We start from the raw sequence: 22,582 nt of genomic DNA on the forward strand, positions 1-22,582 counted from the left end.
TTTAAAATATTGATTATTTTTTAATTTAGAATCTGAAACAAGTTCATATTGACAAAAATCATTACTTTTTGTACAGCTTCTTTGTTACAAAACTTTATCTGTGTCGTCTAGCTTTTTATAATAACAATAAAACCAGATAATTATGAAAAATTTGTTTTGCACGTTAGTCTTGTTATGTAGTGTTAATTTATTTTTTGGTCAGTCCTTTAAAAAATTTGAAAACAATAAAGAGGTGTCTTCTTTTGTAATCAACAAAGATTTATTTTCGGACTTAGAAATAAACACCAATGGAAAAGATCAAGAAGATAAGAAAATTATCGATTTTTTGAAAAAAATTGAATTTGTAAAAGTCTTTTCAACTTCAAACGATGAGCTTAGAGGTGATATGAAAGCAGTTGCTAAAAAATATAAAAAGAATAAGAGTTTGGAACAATTAATGAAATATTCAGCTAATGGTAAAGAAGCTAGTTTTTTAATGAAAACCAACAAAAAAGATGAATTAGAAGAATTAATGATTTTTGTGGAAGGCTCGGGTAAAAATGATAGTGTTCTAATTCTCTTTTCATTAAGTTAAATAGAGTAGTAAAGAGTTAGTTTTAAGAACCTGTTTCGAAAGTAGAAACAGGTTTTTTCTTTAAATAGGAAATGCTTACTATTTAAATTTAGTAATCCTTTATACAATGCCCGTTTTGTTCTTAAAAAATGTGTACTTTAGTATGCTTATAAACAATAAGCATGATACGCATAAAAAAAATAGCTATTTTTTTAATTGGTGGTATTCTGTTCCTTGGAATACTCAATTTCGGTCTTAATCTATGGATTGAACTTAAATTGCCTAAACTAATCGCTGATAAAAATAATTCTGCTTACAACATAGCGTATAAAGATATAGATATTTCACTTTGGAATACAACATTAAAAGTATTTGATGTTTCGGTCGCTCCTAAAACAGAAATTGAAAATACCAATAAAAAAATTGGAATATATGCTAAAGTACCCCAAATAAAAGTAGCTCATTTTAGCATCTTGAGTATTTTGTTTGGAGATAAAATTAAAGCAGATCAACTCGTTATTGTAGCACCAGAAATTATACTGCATAAAAACAACGATGAGGTGCTGTCCCATGCTAAAAGTATTCAGTCTAAAATAATCGAACCTTTTGAAAAAATTATTGTGGTGAATGCTATTTATTTAAGAGAAGGGAACGTACAAATTGTAAAAGCCGAAAACGACCAACTTTTAGCTTCTTTAAAACAGCTTAATTTAAAAGTTGAAGGTTTAGTATTAAACGAAAAGACTTTGCAAAATAAAATTCCTTTTACTTATAAAAATTACAGTATTAATTGTACCCATCTTTTGTATCAGGTTAACGAATTTTACACTTTGAAGGTTTCAAAATTCAATACAACAAATACCGCTTTGCAAATGGATGATCTTGAGCTAAAACCAACCTATTCAAGAAAAGTTTTTGTCCAAAAAATACCGAAAGAAAGAGATTTGTATAACCTTAGGATGAAGCAAATTTCCTTGAAAGAAATGCATTGGGGTTTCCATGAAGATGTTTTCTTTTGTAAAATTCCAGAAATAGTGTTTGACCAATTGGAAGCCACTATTTATAGAGGCAAAATGCCAGAAGACGATTTAAGTAAGAAGAAACTATATAACAAATTATTGCGTAATCTTCCTTTTGATTTACAAGTTGATATGTTAAAAATAGCACAATCTAAAATAGTATATGAAGAAGAAAAAACCTTTGAAGAAGGTCCAGGAAAATTAATTTTTGATGCTTTTAACCTAAAAGCAACCTCTATACAAAGTGGTGTTCATAAAACAAAAGTACCTGATACAAAAATAAGTGTTCAGTCCCGATTTATGGAAGAGTCTATTTTAGATGTAGATTGGTCTTTTAATGTGTTAGATAGTACAGATGGTTTTAAGATTAAAGGAAAAATAAATCATTTTAATGCCGAAAAATTAGTCTATTTTACAAAACCCTATCTCAATGTTGTTGTGAAAGGCGATTTAGAGAAAGTGTATTTTAATTTCAGTGGAAATAATGAGATGAGCCAAGGAGATTTTGCATTAAAATATGATGACTTAAAAGTTGAAATCTATCAAAATAATAAACGCTACAAAAAGAACGGTCTTTTAACAGCAATAGGAAATTTATTCGTAAAAGATGATTCTGGAGAAGAGTTAAAAGCAGTATCAGTTAAAGTAGAACGCGTTCCTGAAAAATCCTTCTACAATTTGTTATGGATAAGTGTTGCCGATGGTTTAAAGCAAGTTTTATTATAATACAATAGAATGAGAATAAGAAAGCCTGCTTTAATTAATTAAAACAGGCTTTCTTAATTTAGAATGAAGTATTAATTTTTTTCTTCATTGTTTAATTTGTCATCCCAATCGGGTTGTTCACCAATAAATTTTTGAGTATCCACATCATAGTTTTCATCATTCGTTAATACATCATCATGATTTCTATATTGATGTTTTCTAGTATCACTACGATGATCGGCTCCATTTTTGTTTACGCGTTGCGAATTTTGATTTTGTGCTTTCATGTTCTATGTTTTTTAGTTTACTCAAAATTACTTTTTGTAGAGAGAAAAGGAGTTATAAAATTTGTATCAATAGTTATAAAATTATGAGTAAATTCAATTGGAAAATCATTGAAAATGGTATGTAACAGATAGCTATGTTTATCTTAAAATTTGATTAAGACTTTACGTATAGAACCAAAATACTTGAATTAAGTACTGATTTTTTTTAAATTTAAACTACAGTTTAAATCTTTGCAAATGAGAAAATTTTTATTTCTATTCGTGTTTTTGTGTTCCCAATGGGGAAATACACAAGTACAAAGTACTTTTGCTGAGTCTACAGGTGATGCTTTATTATATGCACTTCCAATTTCTACTATAGCAACCACTATATTTATTAAAGATTACAAAGGGGTGAAGCAATTTTCAAAAGGTTTCTTAGTAAATGCAGTTACAACCGAAGCTTTAAAATTAATCATTAAAAAAGAACGACCCAATCAAGCGAATTTTAAATCATTCCCTTCCGGACATACTTCTATAACCTTTCAAAGTGCTGCTTTTATTCAAAAAAGATACGGTTGGGAATACGGTATTCCAGTCTATGCCTTAGCCGCTTTTACAGGTTATTCGAGAATAGAATCTAAAAATCATTATTTTATCGATGTAGTAGCAGGAGCTGCTATTGGCATTTCGAGTTCGTACTTATTTACTACCAAATATGAAAGAAACATTGATGTAAGTCTAGCAATTGACAGTTATGGATCTTCAATCATTTTTGTCTATCAGTTTTAAAGAATAAAAGTTGTACAATAAAAAACCCTGTAAAATAAGTGTTTTACAGGGTTTTTTGTGGAGTCGGAGAGAATCGAACTCTCGTCCAAACAAGCAATCGAAGAGCTTTCTACACGTTTAGTTTCTGTTTGAATTTTCGACAAAAAGCAAGACCAGAAACAGCCACTCTTTGCTTAGCTTTGTTAGTTGTCAGAAAGGATTTAAAGCTTTACCTTTCCTAGGTTTACTTTTACGGTTCACCTGAATCAAACTCCATAAACCAAGGATGTTGAGGTGAATCTAGCTTTCCAACCTTGTTGGAACTAGGCAAATCGTACTAAACTTCGGATTAAGCAGCTAAAGCGTAATTATTTTCGCCGTTTAATGTTTGTATAGCAGATATTTACGAGCCTACCATACTTGGCTCGACGTGCTTACTAATCAATTCCACTCGCTGTCAAAACCAGTCGACCCCAAATGAAATAAGAATTTAGAAACTAGAATTTAGAAATGAAATCCTTTTCCTATTCTAAATTAATAGTGCTTCTAAAAGTGTGACAAAATTACATTATTTTTTCCATTAAAAAAAAATTGTTTTTAGAAATCTATAAAGTTATATTTGTAACATTATTGATAAAACTTAACTTAAAACTAACAAATGAAATTCGGAATAATAAAGGAACGTAAAAACCCTCCAGATAGACGTGTGGTTTTTTCACCAAATGAATTACTTAATTTTAAAAATGAATTTCCACAAGCTACTATAAAAGTTGAATCTTCAGATATAAGAATTTTTTCAGATCAAGAATACATAGAGAAAGGTTTTGAAGTGACTAACAATATGGAAGACTGTGATATTTTATTAGGAGTAAAAGAAGTTCCAATCAATGATTTAATTCCCGAAAAAAAATACTTCTTTTTCTCACATACAATTAAAAAACAACCCTACAATAGAAAATTGCTAAAAGCAGTTTTAGATAAAAACATAGTTTTATATGATCATGAAACTATAGTAGATAATAATAATGGGCGATTAATAGGTTTTGGTAAGTATGCAGGAATAGTGGGTGCTTATAATGGGATAAGAGCTTTTGGTATTAAATATGACTTATTTAATCTAGCCAAGGCTGAAACATTGCCAGATCAAAAAGCATTAATAGAAAGATTAAAAAGACACCCATTACCTTATATAAAGATTGTTTTGACCGGAAGTGGTAAAGTGGCACACGGAGCAAAAGAGATGTTAGATGCCATGAAAATTAAACAAGTTTCGGTAGAAAATTACCTGACAAAAAAATACACTGAACCTGTTTACACGATGATAGATGTTCTGGATTATAATAAGAGAAAAGATGGACAAGTATTAGATAAGCATGATTTTTATAATAATCCTGAGGAATATGTTTCCGATTTTGAAAGATTTGCGGAAGTTTCAGACCTGTTTATAGCAGGACATTTCCATGGAAATAATGCACCTATCATACTTTCTAAAGAAATGTTGCAATCGCCTAAATGTAGTTTAAAAGTTGTGGCAGATATTTCTTGCGATATCGATGGTCCAGTTGCTTGCACATTAAGAGCAAGTACCATAGCAGACCCTGTATATGGTTATTTGCCTAAAGAGCATAAAGAAGTCTCTTTAAATCATCCATCTGCGATATGGGTAATGGCAGTAGATAATTTACCTTGTGAATTACCTAAAGACGCTAGTGAAGGTTTTGGTAAAATGTTTTTAAATAGTGTTATTCCTGCTTTTTATAATGGTGATGCTGATGGTGTTTTAGAAAGAGCAAAAATTACTGAAAAGGGTAAATTAACTCCACGTTTTTCTTATTTACAAGATTATGTGGATGAAAAAGAGTAATTTTAAATATATTTTAATTTCAAAAAATCCTAAATCACATTAGGATTTTTTCATTTATAAGAACTTATGTTATATTTGATTAGAAAAAAATAGTTAATGAAAACACTAAGTCTTTATATCATTCTCATCTTTTTTTGCACTTTAAAAATAAGTAGCCAAGGAATTTTACCTTTTGTAAACAATTTCTCCAAACAAGATTACAATGGTGATAATCAGATTTGGAGTCTTACGCAAGGGGAAGACAACGCTATGTATTTTGCAAATAATAGTTTTTTAATTCGCTTTGATGGAGTAAAATGGGAAAAGTATACTTTACCAAATAAATCAATTATACGTTCGGTCTTTTCTTTTGAAAAAAGAATATATACAGGTTCTTATAACGAATTTGGATATTGGGAAAGAATAGAAGGAAAAATGCATTATATTTCTCTTTCTGAACCCAATAATTTTTTTGATAATAATTCGAAAAGCGAAGAAATTTGGAAAATTTTTGAATTAAATTCTAAAATTTATTTTCAAAGTTTTAACGAACTTTTTATTTACGATCAAAAAACGATTCAAAAAAAAGAATTTCCTTTTCAGATATCGTATTGTTTTGTCGTAGATAATCAAATTTTTGCTGCTACGGTAAGAAAAGGGATTTATAATTTCGATGGAGTTAATTTTGAAAAAGAAGAAACGTATAATGTTATTGATAATAATATTATTTACGGGATTGAAAAGGATGAAAATCAATATTATTTTTTCACTCAGAAAAGTGGCGTTTTTGTAAAAAAAAATGAAAAAGCATTAATGCCTTGGAAGCATGCTTTAAATGAAAAATTAAAAACTCAAATAATCATTTCTGCTAAAATTTTTGAAAATAAAATGCTTATAGGAACAGCTTTCAATGGCCTATATGTTGTTGATTTAAAAACAGACGAATATTATAATGTAAACAGAAATAATTCATTGAGAAATAATTCGGTGTTAAATATTTATGTAGATAAAGAAAAGAATTTTTGGTTGGGTCTTGATAATGGTATATCGCATGTTGTACAAAATTCGCCATATAAAATTTTTCTAGATAATAGTGGGCATCTAGGAACGGTATATAGTATAGCTAAATACAATGATGGATATTTATTAGGGTCTAACCATGGTGTTTTTAAAGCCTTAAAAAATCAGTTAGAATTAATACCTAATTCGCAAGGACAAGTTTGGAATATTTCTGCAATAAACAATAAATTTATAATTGGGCATAATGAAGGTACTTTTAAATTTTCTGCTAATAATCAGTATGAGAAGGTGAGTAATTTAGTTGGAGGATGGAATTTAAAAGAAAATAAATTTAGTGATGGATATATTCAATCAAACTATATTGGATTATATAAATTCTATGATTCCGATTTTAAAGTTTCAAAAAAATTGAACGAAAAAATGAAGCCAGTTAGCGATTTCGTTCAATTATCTGCATCTAAAATTTTATTTACTGATGGGTATAGAGGGTTATATAAATTAGAGTTAAATTCTGATGATACATTTAAAAAAATAACAAATCTTACCGAAAAAAATAATATTAAAAATGATTACGGAATTATGCTTTTCGAATATAAAGGAACCGAATTATTTTACATTAATAATCAATGGTTTTTTTTAGATCAAGTAGAGGAGAAATTAAAATTACATGAAGCATTCAACCAGCAATTTAAAGATATTCAGGAAATTATTCCCATCAATGAAAACGCTTTTATGATTAATAGAGAAGGGACATTATACATTATCAATCAATACAAAGATATGTTTAATTGGACACCTATTCCAACACAATATTATAAGGGTAAATTGATAAATAATAAAACTAAAGTTTTTGCAATAGATGGGAAATATTTAGTAAATATGGATGATGGATTTTTACAAATTGATTCCTTAAATTATAATTTTCAAAATCAAAAGATAAAAATTGAAGCATACGATTCTAACAATAAGTTAGTGCATAAAGAGGAAGCAATTCCTTTTAAAGAACAATTGTCGTTTTATGTTATTTCCGAATATTTTGGAAGTAAAAAGGCTATATTATACTATAGCTTAGATGATGAGAAAATAATAGAAATGACAACCGGATTAATTGAATTTAAAAATTTATCAAGTGGGTTACATAAGGTGAAAATTTTTACTATTGAAAAAGGCAATTATATTGAAATTGAAGGCTTTAATTTTAGTGTTTTGAATCCTTGGTATTTATCCGTTTGGATGAAAGTATTATATGTATTACTTTTTGGATTTATTCTGTTTTTATATTATAAATGGAATAAAATAAAATATGTTCAAAAACTTAAATTAAAAGAAGAAGAACTTAGACACAAAAACGAGATTAGTAAATTAGAAATACAAGCTGAAAATAAATTGAAAATTCAGGAATATGAAAAACATATTCTGGAAAATCAAGTTAAAAGTAAAGCTAATGAATTAGCTAGCAAATCATTATCTATTGTTAAACAATCAGAATTAATTGAAAGTATTCAAAAAATATTAGATTCAGAAACCTCTTCGGCAAATTTAAAATCGAAAATTAATAAGGCAATTAAAATCAATAGTATTAACAAAAACGAATGGAAATCATTTGAAAATAATTTATTGAAAAGTAATGAAGATTTTGTGAAGAAATTATCACATCAATATCATAATCTTACTTCTAAAGATATTAAACTATGCATTTACTTAAAAATGAATTTATCTTCCAAAGAAATAGCGCCTTTAATGAATATTGGTTATAGAGGAGTAGAATTGCATAGATATCGTCTTAGAAAAAAAATGAATTTAGATCCTTCAGAAAATCTAAATGTGTTTATGAATAATATATTATAATTATCTGTTTTTTATTAAAATCATATTTTTTTATTCAAAAATATATTATATTCTAATACATCATTTATACATCTTAATTACTTCTTTTTGATGTGTTTTTTGATATTAATTTTAAATTTATTTATTTAATAATCAGTATTTTAATTTTTTTTTCCACTTTTTTGATGTAGTAGTGTAGTGCTTAATTTTTTGCTAATTATAACGTTGTAGCTGTAAATTTGATAAATCAACCTTAACAAAAATTTAATAATTAAAAATGAGAAAAATTTATCTATTGTTAATTACAATGATTTGTTCTACTATTTCTTTCTCACAAGAGATCAGTGGTACAATCGTAGATGAGTTTGGAAACTCTTTACCAGGAGTAAATGTCCAAACTTTAAAATCCAAGAAGTTTGCAACTTCAAATTTTGATGGTAGCTTTTCTATTGAAGGTATAATAGGAGAAGAGATTAAATTTACTATGGTAGGCATGGAAGAATTAATTTTAATAGCTTCTAAAGGTATGAAAGTTACTATGTTACAGAGTGTAACTGAACTTGAAACAGTGGTTATGATTGGTTATGGAACAGCAAAGAAACGTGATCTTACAGGTTCAATTGTAAGTATTAAAGGTGAAGAAATTGCAGATAAACCCAATAATAATATTTTAAATTCTTTACAAGGTAAAGTAGCTGGATTAAGTGTAGTAAATTCTGGGCAACCGGGTGTTGAACCTGATGTACGTATAAGAGGAACTATAAGTCTTTATCAGTCAAAACCCTTATATGTTATTGATGGTATTTTTTCTGAAACTATGGATTTTGTGAATTCGAATGATGTAAAATCAATTGAAGTTTTAAAAGATCCATCTTCTTTATCCGTATTTGGTGCTCGAGGTGCAAATGGAGTTATTTTAGTTACAACTAAGAGAGCTAAAAGTGGAGAAACACAAATTTCCTACAACTCTACAATTGGAATAAAAAATATTACAGGCAAGCCCAATATGACTAATGGGGAAGAATTTAAATATTTATATGATATGCAACGTGCAAATCAAGGTGCTTCTCCATACCCATATTATAATTTATATAATGCTAATACCGATTGGGTAGATGAAATTTCTAATGATAATGCATTGTTTACAAATCATAATTTATCTTTTTCAAATGCCACTGATAATAATAATTTTTATGCTGGTTTTGGTTATTCAAATGAAGAGGGATTAATTAAAAATGAATTATATAAAAAGTTTACTGTTAATTTGAACGATGAATTAAAGGTATCCAAATATTTAAAGATGGGTATCAACGCAAACTTTTTAGACGCTCGTTTGCCTAGGTTAGGAGGGTTTACTACAGCTTTAAATACAACCCCATTAGCTACTCCTTATAATTATGAATTAGGAGTTTATAATCAATTGCCTACAGATATGGGAGCAGCTCAATTAGGAAATGCGCTATTAGAAGTAGAGGGTAAAAGTGGTACACAATTAAATAGAGATACAAAAATCGTAGGAAATATTTACGGTGAATTAACTTTTCTTAAAAACTTTAAATTTAGAGGTGCTTATATGGCAAGCCTTGATTTTTATAAAGGTAGAGGTTATTTACCTGTATTTAATGTTTATGCAGCTGAAACAGATAATTTGACACCTTATTCAGGTAATGTATTAACTAAAGTGAATCAATTCAATAACTATAAGCAAAATTTACAACAAGATTATACATTAACGTATCAAAATACATTTGGTAAGCATGATGTTACTTTACTTGTTGGAAATACAAGATACGAAGAATATTTTTCAGCAATGAATGGTACAGTATCTCAATATGCACCAAGCTATAATAGTGATGGTGTAGATACAAATCAAATTCCAAATGACCCAAGATGGTGGTATTTAAATGTTTTCCCTTATGGAGATCCAGAAACTCGTTTTTCTAATTCTGATCAATGGGATAGAGCAACTCTATCTTATTTAGGACGTGTTTTGTATAATTATGATGGTAAATATATGCTGAATGCTTCTTTTAGAAACGATGAATCTTCTGAAGTTAGAACATCACAAAACTTTTGGGCTGTTGGGGCTGCTTGGGAAGTTTCAAAAGAAAAATTCTTCGAAAATAAATATGTTAATTATCTAAAATTAAAAGGTTCAATGGGAGAGCAAGGTAATCAATATACTTCATTGCATTATCCTACTTATCCATTATATGTTCCTGGGCAAAGTGCTGTTTTTGGAGAAGAATTGGTTCCGGCTTATATACTTGCTTTTAGAACTAATCGTGATTTAAAATGGGAAACGGTATTATCTAAAGAAATAGGTGTAGAAGTGGGTGCATTTGACAATAAATTATCTTTTGAAGCAAACTATTATGATAAAACAACAAAAGGATTATTAGCCTTTATTAGCGGAACGGATAATTTTTATGGGAATGTAGGTGAGGTTAATAATCACGGATTTGAATTGGTAGCTACCTGGAAAAATACAGTTAAAGAAGGATTTGATTATACAGTATCTGCCAATTTAACAACCATCAAAAATAAAGTAGTTAGCCTATACCAAGATGGGTTCGAATATTTTTCTGACCCTACGAGAACTTATGCAGGACAACCCATTAGTTATTTTTATGGATATGAAGTTGAAGGTGTTTATCAAACCTATGCAGATATTCTAAATTCTCCTATAAGTACACTAGGTGATTATACAGTGGGTGATTTAAAATACAAAGATGTAAATGGTGATGGACAAATTACTCCAGATGATAGAACAAATATTGGTAATCCAACACCCGATTTTACCTACGGTTTTTCTGCAAGTATAAATTATAATAGATGGAATTTAGGACTAGACTTCCAAGGTGTATATGGAAATGAAATTTTTAGATCTTGGGGAAATGGTTCTTCATTCGCGCAATTTAATTATAGAACGGATAGATTAGGTGCATGGACAGGAGAAGGAACATCTAATTGGGAACCAAGAGTAAATGATGGCTCTGGATATAATAGGCTTAATTCTTCTTATATGATTGAAGATGGTAGCTATTTACGATTAAGAAATATTCAATTGGGTTATAATTTTAACACAGCATTTTTGAATAAATTGAGTATAAAAAGTTTAAAAATGTTTATCAATGCACAGAATATGATTACATGGAAAAATAATTCCGGATTTACTCCAGAATTTGGCGGTAGTCCTACAAGATTTGGTGTAGATAGTGGTTCTTATCCTGTTCCAGTAATTACTACATTCGGTTTAAATGTTACATTTTAAAAAAAAACTTGTCATGAAAAAAATAAAGAGTATAAAATTATTATCAATCGCATCCTTATTATTTCTAGGAATTATTTCTTGTGATGACGATTTTTTAGATAAAAAACCATTAGGAGTAGCAGCAGAAGGCGATTTAGGAGCAGGAGGTTTTGAAGAATCTGCTTTTGGTTTATATGGAAAATTAAGAACTGAAGGAGGTATTACTGATTTTTCAAAAGTGTGGTTTCAAAGTATTCGTTCAGATGATGCAGCTAAAGGAAGTACCGTTACCGATGCCGCTTCATTAGGCAATATTTTTGATTCATTCAATTATGATGCAGCGGAAGGTTGGATTACCAAAGGAAATTGGCAAGGGCATTATCGTTTAATTTATGCTTGTAATGATTTAGTTGATGCTATTGAGAATTCAGGATTAACCGATGAAGGTACGATGATTAATAAGGCCGAAGCTTTGGCTATTAGAGCTTTTGCCTATTTTGATTTAAGAAGAGATTTTGGAGAAGTACCTATTATTTTAAATAAAGTGCAAACACCAGCAGATGAAATTGCACCTAAATCTACTGTAGCTCAGGTAGATGCTCAAATTGTAGCCGATTTAACTTTTGCTAAACAATATTTACCAACTACTTGGCCAAGTTACCCAGGTAGAGCTACAAAAGGTTTCGCTCAAACTTTATTAGGAAAATTGTATTTGTATCAAGAAAATTGGTCTGCAGCGGCTAATGAATTTTCTGAAGTGATGTCTTATGGATATAATTTACATAATGATTTTAGTACTTTATTTCTTCAAGAAGGAGATAATTCAATCGAGTCAATTTTTGAAGTTCAATTTTTACGTTTGGCTGGCGTAAATTATTCTAATAATTATTGGGAAACTCAAGGAGTTAGAGGATCAGGAACTTGGGATTTAGGTTGGGGTTTTAACGTACCTACACAAAGCTTAGTAGATGCATTTGAATCTGGAGATCCTAGAAAGGAAGCAACAATTTTATACTCAGGTCAAAATGATGGTTATGGTTTAACAGTACCAAGTAGCCCACCATTAGCACAGCCTTACTGGAATAAAAAAGCATATACATTACCTGCAGAAAGAACAGAATATTCTGAGAATAAAAATCATTGGGCAAATATTAAAGTTTTACGATATGCAGATGTGGTATTAATGTATGCAGAAGCATTAAATGAACAAGGACAATCTTCAACTGCAGTTGATTATATCAATTTGGTAAGAGCAAGAGCCAGAAATGGAAATAATAGTGTATTACCAGATGTTGTTGCTACTGATCAAATTGCTGTAAGAAACGCAATTAAACAAGAAAGAAGAGTAGAATTTGCTATGGAAGGCGAACGTTTCTATGATCTAGTACGCTGGGGAGATGCAATAACTGTTTTGGGACCATTAGGTTATCAATCTAGAAATGCATGGTATCCAATCCCTCAATTTGCTATCGATCAATCAGGGGGAGTTTTAGTTCAAAACCCAAACTATTAACAGATAAATTGTTTCAATTAAACTTTATAAGATGAAAAAAATATTTAAAAACTATACTGTATTTTCCTTGCTTTTAGGTAGCTTATTATTTGTAGGTTGTCAAAATATGGATGAACCAGCTTTAGGAGATTACCCAAAAGACGAAAATCCTGCTGGAGGCCCTTTAAAATTTTATGTTCCATTTGATTTTCAAAATGAGAGTAATTTGTTTAATGCGGTAGATATGATTAGAGCTAAATTTCCAACGGATAACGGATTTAATCAAATTGATGGCGTTTCAGGAAAAGCCTTTCATGGTGTAACGGATGCTAAAATTCAATATGCGAAACCAAACGATTGGGCATCTACAGTTAGTAGTTTTACAGTTGCTTTTTGGGAAAAACATGATGGTCAAACAAGAAATGGTTCAAATCCTGGAGCAGAACATATTTTTAGTATTCCTTCAACTAACGGGCATTGGTCTAATTCAACTATGTTCTTATTATTTGATTCTTATTCGGGTTCTGCAACAGCAGCAGCTATTAAATTTGTAATGATTGATGCCGATATGTCAGATACTTGGATGACTTGGGAAGGAGCTAATTCAATTGAAGGTTTATTAGATAATCAATGGCATCATTTTGCTTTTAGTTATGATGGCACTACATCAACTATGACTTTATATATTGATGGGCAAGTTTATGGAACTAAAACATGGGGAACTCATGGAGGTTTAACACTTGATAATTCTAAAATCTCGTCTTTCAGAATAGGAAATGGACCACAATCACAAAATTCAAATGGAGATAATTGGTTGTACTCTAATTGGAAAGGTGGTTTAGATCAATTTAGATTATATAATATTGCTTTAACAGCAACAGATGTACAAGAACTCTATACTAATAACCAATAAACTTTCACTATCAGGCTATGTTTTTAAATCATAGTCTGATGGTTTTTTTATCATGAAATTAATTCCACTTATATTTATTTTTACCCTATTTTCTTCAGCAAGTTGCACGGATAATTCGACATCGAATGTTGAAAATGAAACACCTACATTTACTGACGAACAGTTAATGGATCAAGTACAACAAGATGCTTTTAAGTATTTTTGGGATTGGGCTAATCCAAATTCTAAACTAGCACGTGAAAGGTATTTAGTTGACAATCCAAGCTTTGAAGCAAATGTAGTCACAACTGGAGGTTCAGGTTTTGGTTTAATGACAATTTTAGTAGGAATAGAAAGAGGTTTTGTTTCTCGACCAGAAGCTGTTTCTAGATTATCCATTGCGTTAAATTTTTTAGCATCTGCAGATAGATTTCACGGAGCTTGGCCACATTGGTTAAACGGATCTACTGGTCAAGTTATCCCTTTCGGTACTGTGGATAATGGAGGTGATTTAGTAGAAACTGCTTTTTTATGTGAAGGACTAATTACTGTTAGAGAGTATTTTAAGAATGGAAACGCTTCTGAACAAGCTTTAGCTCAAAAGGCAGATGATTTATGGAAAGGGGTAGAATGGAATTGGTACACTAAAGGTGAAAATGTACTTTATTGGCATTGGTCTCCTAATTATGAATGGCAACTAAATCATAAAATTCAAGGGTATGACGAATGTTTAATTACATACCTTATGGCAGCAGCTTCTCCTACACATGCAATAATACCTCAAGTATATCAACAAGGTTGGGCAAGAAATGGAGCTATAGTAAGTAGTGGATCAAAGTACGATATTCCATTAGTCTTTAATCATAATGGCGCTTCAGGAAATGTAGGCCCTATGTTTTGGGCACATTATTCTTACTTAGGATTAGATCCAAGAGGTCTAAGTGATCAATATGCAAATTATTGGGATTTAACCAAAAATCATGCTGATATAATGTACAATTATTGTGTGAATAACCCACAAGGTTGGCAAGGATATAGTGATAAATGTTGGGGCTTAACGGCTAGTTACACAAGAAACTCAGATGGGTCTACTGGATATTCTGCTCACCAACCCAATAACGATAAAGGGGTTATTTCTCCAACTGCAGCTTTGTCTTCGTTTCCTTATAAACCTGATGCTGCCATGCGATTTTTACGTTATTTATATCAAGAAAAGAAAAATCAATATGTTGGATTTGCAGGACCTTATGATGCATTTTCACCTCAATATAATTGGGTAACCCAAAGATATTTGGCGATAGACCAAGGAACGATTGCACCAATGATTGAAAATCATAGAACAGGTTTACTATGGAATTTATTCATGCAAGCTCCTGAAATACAAAATGGATTACAAAATTTAGGATTTTCATCATCTCAACACGGTTTTTAATGAAAAATATATTTTATTTGATATTGTTTGTTTTTTGTCAACAAAATGTTGGACAAACTAGTAATAAAAGTTTTAAAACGGATATTAAAACCTCTTATCAATATCTATACGCATTGCACAAACCAAAAGGAGAAGAAAAGAAACCATTGCTTATTTTTCTTCATGGTTCTGGAGAAAAGGGTACAGATATTGAATTAGTAAAGGTTCACGGGCCATTTAAATATTTAAAGAATCATGAATTAGATGCTTATGTTTTAGCTCCTCAATGTCCCAAAGAGACCTATTGGGAATCCGAATCTTTATATCAATTGATTCAAAAAATCATTAAAGAAAATAAGAATATAGACAAAAGTAGAATTTACTTAACAGGCTTAAGTATGGGTGCATGGGGCGCTTGGAATTTAGCTTTCGCTCACCCAGAAATGTTTGCTGCTTTAGTCCCTATTGCAGGTTTTGTAGATCGTGTACCCATGCTAGAAAATTGTAAAATTAAAGATATTCCTACACGCATTTTTCATGGTTTACTAGACGATGTGGTTGATGTTCGTTATTCAATTGAAATTTATAAAAAATTAAAAAATTGCAGTACAGATATAGCGTTAACCATTTTTGATGACGCAAACCATGATAGCTGGTCTAGAGTATATGATAATGATGTTATTTATGAATGGATATTGCAACAAAAAAAGCCCAATTAATACAATAAATTAATCTAAAATGAAATTAAGATACTTTATAACAATATTAGTTATAAATATATTTACAAGTTGTGCCCAAAAAAAGCAACTGATTACTGAAAATTTTAAGTCCAAAGAACAATTCATTAACGAATTGTTAGCAAAAATGACTCTTGAAGAGAAAGTAGGGCAATTAAACTTACCAAGCGCAGGAGATTTTACTACAGGACAAGCTACCAATTCTAACATTGGAAAAAAAATAGAGGAAGGATTAGTAGGCGGACTTTTTAATATAAAATCAGTGGCTAAAATAAAGGATGTTCAACGTGTTGCAGTCGAAAAAAGCCGTCTAAAAATCCCCTTACTTTTCGGTATGGATGTGATTCATGGCTACGAAACTACTTTTCCTATTCCTTTAGGTAGTTCTTGTACGTGGAATATGGAATTAACTCAAAAAATGGCTCAAATTGCAGCTAAAGAAGCAAGTGCAGATGGAATCTGTTGGACTTTTTCACCTATGGTTGATTTATCTAGAGATCCAAGATGGGGTAGAGTAGCTGAAGGTGGAGGTGAAGATCCTTATTTAGGTGGTGAAATAGCTAAAGCCATGGTAAAAGGGTATCAAGGAGATGATTTAAAAAATGCTCAAACTATTATGTCATGTGTAAAGCATTTTGCATTATATGGCGCTCCAGAAGCTGGAAGAGATTATAACACGGTAGATATGAGTCGTACCAGTATGTATAATTATTATTTCAAACCGTACCAAGCTGCAATTGAAGCAGGAGTAGGTTCAGTAATGGCTTCATTTAATGAGGTTGATGGTGTTCCCGCAACGGGTAATAAATGGTTGATGACCGAAGTTTTACGTAACCAATGGAGTTTCAATGGTTTTGTTGTTACCGATTATACAGGTGTTAATGAAATGATTGATCATGGTATGGGTGATTTAACAACAGTTTCTGCATTGGCGATAAATGCTGGTATAGACATGGATATGGTGGGAGAAGGGTTTTTAAAAACACTTAAAAAATCTGTAGAAGAGGGAAAAGTGAGTATGCATCAACTAGATGCAGCCGTAAAACGAATTCTAGAAGCCAAATATGAATTAGGATTGTTTGAAAATCCATATAAATATTGTGATGAAAATAGAGCGAAGACTGAAATTTTTACCAAAGAACATAGAGCATTTGCACAACAAGTTGCCACAGAATCTTTTGTGTTATTAAAAAATGAAAATCAAGTGTTGCCTTTACAAGCTAATCAAAAAGTGGCACTTGTAGGTCCTTTAGCCGATGCGAAAGAAAACATGCCAGGAACCTGGAGTGTGGCTACCAAATTTGAAAACGCAATTGCTTTAAAAACCAGCCTTTCTGAAAAATTAGGAACTAATTTAGTATATGCTAAAGGATGTAATTTAGATTATGATTTAGAATTTGAAAAAAGAGTGGGTGTCTTTGGAAAAGCAATTCAACGTGACGGTCGTTCTGATCAAGAATTGCATCAAGAAGCTATGGATGTGGCTAAAAAAGCAGATGTAATAGTATTTGCTATTGGGGAAGCTGCTGAAATGAGTGGAGAATGTAGTAGTCGTTCTGATATTACAATTCCACAAGCACAGAAAGATTTATTAAAAAAATTAAGCACTTTAAATAAACCCATTGTTCTTGTATTGTTTACGGGAAGACCTTTAGCCATTACTGAAGAATCAGATATAGCAAATGCGATTTTAAATGTATGGTTTCCAGGTACAGAAGCTGGTCCAGCTATAACAGAAGTATTATATGGAGATGTTAATCCTTCTGGAAAATTATCCATGACATTTCCTAGAAATTTAGGGCAAGTACCTATTTATTACAATCATAAGAATACAGGTAGGCCTTTAAGTCCTGAGAAAATAGAAAAAGGTGAGTTTGAAAAGTTTAAATCCAATTATTTAGATGTTGCCAATACCCCTTTATATCCTTTCGGTTTTGGGCTTAGTTATACCCGTTTTGAATATTCTCCTGTAACACTTTCTAGTAATAAAATAGCAAAAGGAAGCATCATCAAAGCTAGTGTAAAAGTTACGAATACTGGTAAATATGATGGGAAAGAAGTAGTGCAATTGTATATCAGAGATTTGGTTGGTTCTACAACTCGACCGGTAAAAGAACTAAAAGGCTTCCAAAAAATATTTCTTAAAAAAGGAGAAACAAAAGAGGTAACCTTTACAATTACAGAAGAGGACTTGAAGTTTTATGATTTCGATTTGAATTTTGTAGCTGAACCAGGACAATTCGAGGTTTTTATTGGGACCAATTCTGATACCAAAAATAAGATGTTGTTTGAGTTAGTTAATTAACTGCTTTTATTTTTATGGATACCCTCAAACGATTTTTGAGGGTATTTTTTTAATTTTATACTATGATAAATAAATTTTTTAATACATTACTTTTCTTTTTAATAGTTACAAATGTTTTTTCTCAACAGAAAACTTTTTGTAATCCTATAAACATAGATTACGGGTATACACCTATACCTAATTTATACGCTCAAGGAAAACATAGAGCTACAGCAGATCCCGTAATTGTAAATTTTAAAGGGAAATATTTTTTATTTTCAACCAATCAATGGGGGTATTGGTGGAGTACCGATATGCTACACTGGAATTTTGTTTCTCGAAAATTTTTAAAAGCAGATTCCAAAGTGTATGACGAATTATGCGCTCCAGCAGCTTTTGTAATGAAAGATGAAATGTATTTAATTGGTTCCACTCATAAACCTTATTTTTCTTTGTTTAAAACCAAAGATGGTACTACTGATGACTGGGAAGTAGCAGTAGAAGATTTTAAAGTAGGCGCTTGGGATCCAGGCTTTTTATATGATGAAGAGAAAGATAAATTGTATTTGTATTGGGGTTCGAGTAATGAATTTCCAATTTTAGGAACAGAAATCAATACAAAGACTTTGCAATCTGAAGGATTTGTAAAACCCATGATATCCTTACATCCTGAAGATCATGGTTGGGAACGTTTTGGAGAATATAACGACAATACTTTTTTACAACCTTTTATGGAAGGTGCTTGGATGACAAAATATAATGGGAAATATTATTTACAATATGGAGCTCCAGCTACCGAGTTTAGTGGTTATGCTGACGGTGTTTTTACCAGTAAAGATCCATTAGATGCTTTTGCTTATCAATCGCATAATCCTTTTTCGTATAAACCAGGTGGTTTTGCACGTGGTGCGGGTCATGGTGCTACGTATCAAGATAATTTTGGGAATTGGTGGCATATTTCAACTCTAATTTTAGGACAAAAAAATAACTTTGAAAGACGTATCGGAATATGGCCTTCAGGTTTTGATCAAGATGATGTGATGTACTGTAACACAGCTTATGGAGACTATCCTACATTCTTACCAGAATTTGCTCAAGGAAAAGACTTTACTAAAGGATTATTTAGTGGTTGGATGTTGCTAAACTATAATAAACCGGTCCAAGTTTCCTCAACTTTAGGTGGCTACCAACCGAATTTTGCAGTTGATGAAGACATGAAAACCTATTGGAGCGCTAAATCAGGAAATAAAGGAGAATGGTTTCAAACCGATTTAGGGGAAACAGCAACCATAAACGCTATTCAGATTAATTACGCAGATCAAGATGCCACTTTTACAGGTAAAAGTTTAGGTGTTTTTCATCAATACAAAATTTATGGTTCTTTAGATGGAAAGAAATGGAAAGTAATTGTTGATAAAAGTAATAATACAACCGATGTTCCTCATGATTATGTAGAATTGGTGCAACCTGCAACAGCACGCTACCTTAAATTAGAAAACATAAAAATGCCTACCGGAAAATTTGCGTTAAGTGGTTTTCGAATTTTTGGTAAAGGAAATGGAGTAGCTCCTAAAAAAGTAGAAAACTTTATGGTACTTCGAGCAGATAAAAATAAATTTGGAGAAAGAAGAAGTTCGTGGATTCGTTGGCAACAAAATGAAGGCGCTGATGGTTATGTTATTTATTTTGGTAAAAGTCCAGATAAATTATATGGAAGTATTATGGTTTATGGAAAAAACGATTATTTCTTTACAGGAATGGATCGAACCGACACCTATTATTTCCAAATTGAAGCCTTTAATGCAAATGGAATTAGTGAAAGAACAGAAATTATAAAAGTAGAATAAATGAAATTTTTTGTAGCGCTTTTTGTAACATTAGTAAGCCATTGTATTTTGGCACAAACTGAAATGAATGTAATGAGTTATAATATTCGTTTGGGTTCTGCTCAAGATGGAGAAAATAATTGGGAAAACAGAAAAGAGAAACTAGTAGCTTTATTAGACTATTATGAAGCAGATTTCATTGGTTTACAAGAAGTTCAAAAATTTCAATTGGATTACATAACCACTTATTTGACTAATTATAAAGTTATTGGTTTGCCAAGAGAAGAGGGAGAATGGGCTGAATATTCCTGTGTTTTATACAATGAAAAACGCTTTACAGTGGAAGAGCAACATACGCTTTGGTTATCCGAAACCCCAAATAAAATGTCTAAAGGTTGGGATGCAGCTTGCCATCGTATTGTAACTTATGGAAGGTTTAAAGATAAAAAAGACAAGAAAGAATATTGGATAGCCAATACGCATTTGGATCATCAAGGGTTGCAAGCAAGAGAAAAATCAGCTGAAATGATAGTTAGTCTTAGCAATGAGTTACATCAACAAAAAGCAATCCCTTTTATTTTAACGGGAGATTTTAATGCTCCTAAAGAAGAAAAAACGATTGCTATTTTAAAAGAAAATTTGTGGGATACTTATGAAAAAACAGTAAAAAAACCATACGGACCTAAAGGTACGTGGAATGCGTTTCGTTTTCAAGAGGAAGTTAAAAATAGAATCGATTATATTTTTTCTACGAAAGAAAGTAAGTTACAAGTAAAAAAAATAGCCATAATTGATGATTTTTATGATTTTAAATACCCAAGTGATCATTTGCCTGTGTTAGTATCATTTGAAAGTAAAAAATAAATAAAATAATGAAAAAGAATTAAAGGGATAAAAAAAGTCAGTGTAAATAGAGACACTGACTTTTTTGTTGAACTGTATTTCCAGTTCGATATAATTTTTGAATGCTAATTTTTCAACTGAAAATTAAAATTGCTCTCTTCCTGCAAAGTGGAAAGCACCTTCAATAGCTGCATTTTCATCAGAATCTGAACCGTGAACTGCATTTTCACCAATTGAAGTAGCATATTTTTTACGAATAGTTCCTTCAGCTGCATCTGCTGGATTTGTAGCTCCAATTAATGTTCTGAAATCTTCTACTGCATTTTCTTTTTCTAAAATAGCCGCTACGATAGGACCTCTTGTCATGAATTCAACTAATTCACCAAAAAATGGTCTTTCACTGTGCACCGCATAAAATTTTTGAGCATCTGCAACAGTTAATTGTGTTAATTTCATTGCTACAATTCTGAAACCACCTTCAGTAATCATGTTTAAAATACCACCAATATGTCCGTTTTCAACAGCATCTGGTTTAATCATTGTAAAAGTTCTATTCGTTGCCATAACGTTTCTTCTGTTTTTTTAAAATTTGGTGCAAAAGTAGTCTTTTTGTTTGGAGTTTAAAAACTATTCGATAGGATTTTTGAATTCTTCTTTTAGTTGATTTGGCATTGGAGTAAATTCAATTGCATTTAAATCATTTTTTAAACTTAAAAGAGTTTCAATCATAAATTGATCTAAATCATCAGGGATTTGCATTTTGCTGTCATGGAATTGTTTTATAAGAAACAATAAATACTCAGAAATAGTCTTTTTACCATCAGCATCTAAAAACATTTCTTGGAACCAAAAGTCCATTGTAGTTGTTTTAATAGAACCTTTTTCGTCTTTATGAACCAAAGCGATTTCTTCTTTTGTAATCCACATCCATTGTTTTGTACGAACAAAATAAAAGTCTTTTTCAGAAAATATATTTATAAATTCGAATTCAGGAATTACAGATTTTTTTTGAAGAATGAAAACATAAAAATAAAATTGATAAAAATTAAAGATATTAATATTAATATATTAAATAGTGTTCTTGTAATATTTATTTTAATTAACGAACAAGGCTTTATTTTATGAAAGAGATTAATTTTCAAATTGTGAATATCTATTTTGAAAATTAACAACCTATTTTTTGATTAAAAAGTATCTTTGGCCTCCTTAAAAAATAAAGAATATGAGTGCAACTTGGTATGAATGTAAAGTAAAGTATAGAAAAATAGATGAAAACGGAGTGCAGAAAGTAGTAACTGAACCTTATTTGGTCGATGCGATTTCTTATACTGAAGCGGAAAGAAGAATCAATGAAGAAATGGCAGCGTATGTGAGCGAAGAATTTAAGATTACCAATATAAAATTTGCTAATTATGCTGAAATTCATCCATTTGAAAAAGCGGATCGATGGTTCAAATCTAAAGTTGCTTTAGTGGCTTATGATGAAGAAAGTGGAAAAGAACGCAAAACAAATATCTATTTATTGGTACAAGCCAATGATGTAAAAGAAGCCTACGATAATACGCTTCATGCAATGCAAAATACCATGGGTGATTATACCATTCCTGCAATTGCAGAATCTCCAATCATGGATGTTTTTCCTTATTTTAGTGGAGAAGAAGGCGATTTAGAAGCCTTAGAAAAATTTAACGCTGTAAAAGCTTCAAAGTTAGAAATACAAGAAATGGAAGATCCATTGGATTTTGAAGAAACAGTGGACGAATTTGTAATTGAAGAAGATATAGAGTCTTAAGAAAATATAAAAAACCTGATTTGTCGTTGTTTAAATCAGGTTTTTTTT

General features: G+C 30.7%; 17 protein-coding genes and 1 other RNA gene. 14 read left to right on the forward strand and 4 right to left on the reverse strand.

Annotation, left to right across the window (positions count from 1 at the left end; all coding sequences use genetic code 11):
• The first annotated feature begins 142 nt into the window (after positions 1–142).
• Together HALO113_RS11945 and HALO113_RS11950 are read left to right on the forward strand one after the other, a co-directional pair.
• On the forward strand, positions 143–574 hold the full coding sequence (locus tag HALO113_RS11945) for a DUF4252 domain-containing protein (protein WP_159779229.1): 432 nt from the start codon (positions 143–145) through the stop codon (positions 572–574).
• Positions 575–735: 161 nt separating this feature from the next.
• The gene (locus HALO113_RS11950; RefSeq protein WP_159779230.1) at positions 736–2,298 is read left to right on the forward strand and encodes a hypothetical protein; all 1,563 of its coding nucleotides are present in this window, start codon (positions 736–738) and stop codon (positions 2,296–2,298) included.
• A gap of 71 nt (positions 2,299–2,369) precedes the next feature.
• On the opposite strand, the gene HALO113_RS11955 is transcribed toward HALO113_RS11950, so the two are convergent.
• Positions 2,370–2,564 (reverse strand): hypothetical protein, encoded by a 195-nt coding sequence (locus HALO113_RS11955; protein WP_159779231.1) that lies wholly within the window; start codon positions 2,562–2,564, stop codon positions 2,370–2,372.
• Between the two features lie 237 nt (positions 2,565–2,801).
• Here HALO113_RS11955 and HALO113_RS11960 point away from each other — a divergent pair, with 237 nt between their 5' ends.
• Positions 2,802–3,335 (forward strand): phosphatase PAP2 family protein, encoded by a 534-nt coding sequence (locus HALO113_RS11960; RefSeq protein WP_159779232.1) that lies wholly within the window; start codon positions 2,802–2,804, stop codon positions 3,333–3,335.
• A gap of 55 nt (positions 3,336–3,390) precedes the next feature.
• Here the strand turns inward: HALO113_RS11960 and ssrA are convergent.
• Positions 3,391–3,789, reverse strand: a transfer-messenger RNA (tmRNA) gene (ssrA, locus tag HALO113_RS11965).
• Between the two features lie 183 nt (positions 3,790–3,972).
• On the opposite strand from ssrA, the gene HALO113_RS11970 reads away from it, so the two are divergent.
• The 10 genes from HALO113_RS11970 (at position 3,973) to HALO113_RS12015 (ending at position 20,763) form a co-directional block, all read left to right on the forward strand.
• The gene (locus HALO113_RS11970; RefSeq protein WP_159779233.1) at positions 3,973–5,178 is read left to right on the forward strand and encodes an NAD(P)-dependent oxidoreductase; all 1,206 of its coding nucleotides are present in this window, start codon (positions 3,973–3,975) and stop codon (positions 5,176–5,178) included.
• Positions 5,179–5,274: 96 nt separating this feature from the next.
• Complete coding sequence (locus HALO113_RS11975) at positions 5,275–8,025, forward strand: histidine kinase (protein ID WP_159779234.1); 2,751 nt, start codon at positions 5,275–5,277, stop codon at positions 8,023–8,025.
• Positions 8,026–8,281: 256 nt separating this feature from the next.
• Positions 8,282–11,278 carry a TonB-dependent receptor gene (locus tag HALO113_RS11980; RefSeq protein ID WP_159779235.1) on the forward strand — a complete coding sequence of 999 codons (2,997 nt, stop codon included), beginning with the start codon at positions 8,282–8,284 and terminating at the stop codon, positions 11,276–11,278.
• Between the two features lie 13 nt (positions 11,279–11,291).
• Positions 11,292–12,770 carry a RagB/SusD family nutrient uptake outer membrane protein gene (locus tag HALO113_RS11985; protein ID WP_159779236.1) on the forward strand — a complete coding sequence of 493 codons (1,479 nt, stop codon included), beginning with the start codon at positions 11,292–11,294 and terminating at the stop codon, positions 12,768–12,770.
• Between the two features lie 31 nt (positions 12,771–12,801).
• Positions 12,802–13,662, forward strand: a complete 861-nt coding sequence (locus HALO113_RS11990) for a LamG domain-containing protein (protein WP_159779237.1) — start codon at positions 12,802–12,804, stop codon at positions 13,660–13,662.
• Between the two features lie 52 nt (positions 13,663–13,714).
• Positions 13,715–15,073 (forward strand): glucoamylase family protein, encoded by a 1,359-nt coding sequence (locus HALO113_RS11995; RefSeq protein ID WP_159779238.1) that lies wholly within the window; start codon positions 13,715–13,717, stop codon positions 15,071–15,073.
• Positions 15,073–15,771: an alpha/beta hydrolase-fold protein gene (locus HALO113_RS12000; protein ID WP_159779239.1), complete on the forward strand. Its 699-nt coding sequence runs from the start codon at positions 15,073–15,075 to the stop codon at positions 15,769–15,771. Before HALO113_RS11995 ends, HALO113_RS12000 begins: the two co-directional genes overlap by 1 nt.
• A 19-nt stretch (positions 15,772–15,790) precedes the next feature.
• Entirely contained in the window at positions 15,791–18,094 is a 2,304-nt protein-coding gene (gene bglX, locus HALO113_RS12005; protein WP_159779240.1) for a beta-glucosidase BglX, read from the forward strand.
• 62 nt (positions 18,095–18,156) lie between these two features.
• The gene (locus HALO113_RS12010; RefSeq protein ID WP_159779241.1) at positions 18,157–19,920 is read left to right on the forward strand and encodes a discoidin domain-containing protein; all 1,764 of its coding nucleotides are present in this window, start codon (positions 18,157–18,159) and stop codon (positions 19,918–19,920) included.
• Entirely contained in the window at positions 19,921–20,763 is an 843-nt protein-coding gene (locus HALO113_RS12015; protein WP_159779242.1) for an endonuclease/exonuclease/phosphatase family protein, read from the forward strand. It abuts the gene before it with no gap.
• Positions 20,764–20,886: 123 nt separating this feature from the next.
• On the opposite strand, the gene HALO113_RS12020 is transcribed toward HALO113_RS12015, so the two are convergent.
• Both HALO113_RS12020 and HALO113_RS12025 read right to left on the reverse strand, forming a co-directional pair.
• Positions 20,887–21,306 carry a nucleoside-diphosphate kinase gene (locus HALO113_RS12020; protein ID WP_159779243.1) on the reverse strand — a complete coding sequence of 140 codons (420 nt, stop codon included), beginning with the start codon at positions 21,304–21,306 and terminating at the stop codon, positions 20,887–20,889.
• Between the two features lie 63 nt (positions 21,307–21,369).
• Positions 21,370–21,669, reverse strand: coding sequence for a hypothetical protein (locus HALO113_RS12025; RefSeq protein ID WP_159779244.1), 300 nt, complete (start codon positions 21,667–21,669; stop codon positions 21,370–21,372).
• 295 nt (positions 21,670–21,964) lie between these two features.
• On the opposite strand from HALO113_RS12025, the gene HALO113_RS12030 reads away from it, so the two are divergent.
• Positions 21,965–22,534, forward strand: a complete 570-nt coding sequence (locus HALO113_RS12030) for a DUF4494 domain-containing protein (protein ID WP_159779245.1) — start codon at positions 21,965–21,967, stop codon at positions 22,532–22,534.
• The last annotated feature ends 48 nt before the right edge of the window (positions 22,535–22,582 follow it).

The sequence above is a fragment of the Flavobacterium sp. 9AF genome (assembly GCF_902506265.1).
In the GTDB taxonomy this organism is placed as follows: Bacteria; Bacteroidota; Bacteroidia; order Flavobacteriales; family Flavobacteriaceae; genus Flavobacterium.